2 protein-coding genes are annotated in these 1,096 nt (G+C 68.7%); both read right to left on the reverse strand.

From position 1 onward, the window contains the following. Positions 1–210 (reverse strand): DUF7544 domain-containing protein (locus DP106_RS15275; protein WP_449405089.1); only part of this gene is annotated, 210 nt, incomplete at its 3' end. A gap of 351 nt (positions 211–561) precedes the next feature. Continuing rightward, positions 562–1,096, reverse strand: a 535-nt coding sequence (locus DP106_RS15280; protein ID WP_276310103.1) for a thiamine-phosphate synthase family protein, incomplete at its 5' end; no start/stop codon positions are given.

Here is a 1,096-nt window from a genome sequence, read left to right on the forward strand (position 1 = left end):
GGCATCCGGCGGGAAACCGGGAGCCCCCGTCCCGATCGGTTCGTCGAGGCCCCCGGAGGCGTTGGCCTGGAACGTCGGGAGGCTCAACCCGCCGCCCACGAACAGCGAAACGACCGCGAGCTTCGCCCACCGACGGGTGTCGAACGGGAACAGAAACGCCGCGGTGGCGCCGAAGGCGTCGCTGATGTCGTCGATCGCGTGGAGGGGCATACGCGAACGATACATGGGTGAGGAGATAGCGGTTACGGTGGCTCAAACGCGGGTCGAAACGAACGGGCGCGATCGCGGGGCGGGCCGGCCCGGGCGGGCGTCTCATACTGACGGCCAAACGAACGGACACACGACGCACGAAGCGCACGCCGTTCGACGGCGTGACCGGCGGATCACTCGTGGGTCGGTGTCATGTGAGTTCGTCCATCAGTATGAGTCCTGTCGCTATCTCCCCGAGCGACTCCGAACCGTCCCACTCGTTACTCCGAACCGTCCCACTCGTTACTCCGACGAACCCGAGACCGAACGTCCTATCTCGTCGCTCGCGCTGTTTTCCTCGCCCATCGAACGTCACTCGGTGACGTGCCGCACAGCCTCGACGACGGCCGGAGCATCCGGCCCGAGTATATAACAGATCGGCTCGACGCCGAATCCGCCGGTCTGATACAGCGCGTCCGCCGTCGGGTTCTCGCCGACGGCCTCGGCGACCGCGGCCTCGACGTCGGCTTCGGCGTCGAACGCCACTGCCGCGTAGCCGGCGGCCTCGAGCGCTTCGAGTGTCTCCGGGTCGTACCGGACGTTGAGCGCCGCCCGCGCCTCCGAGCCGGCCGCCCGGGCAGCGAGCAACAGCGAGGCGACGTGCTCGGAGACGCCAAACTCCGGTTCCCCGGGGACGGTCGCGCGCCCTTTTATATCGAGGATCCGCCCCGGCACGCCCGCAACGCCGTCGATCGTCGTCGCGTCGGGCAGCGCCTCGACGAGGTTCGAGCCCACCGCCGGGATGTGGGCGGCGAGCCCGCTCGTGTTCTCGAGGGCCCTGACGCCCCGGCGGACCGACGACCGCACCCGTTCTGTCATCCGAAACTCCCCCTCGGGATCGTGGATG

The organism is Halonotius pteroides (assembly GCF_003605635.1).
Taxonomy (GTDB): domain Archaea; phylum Halobacteriota; class Halobacteria; order Halobacteriales; family Haloferacaceae; genus Halonotius; species Halonotius pteroides.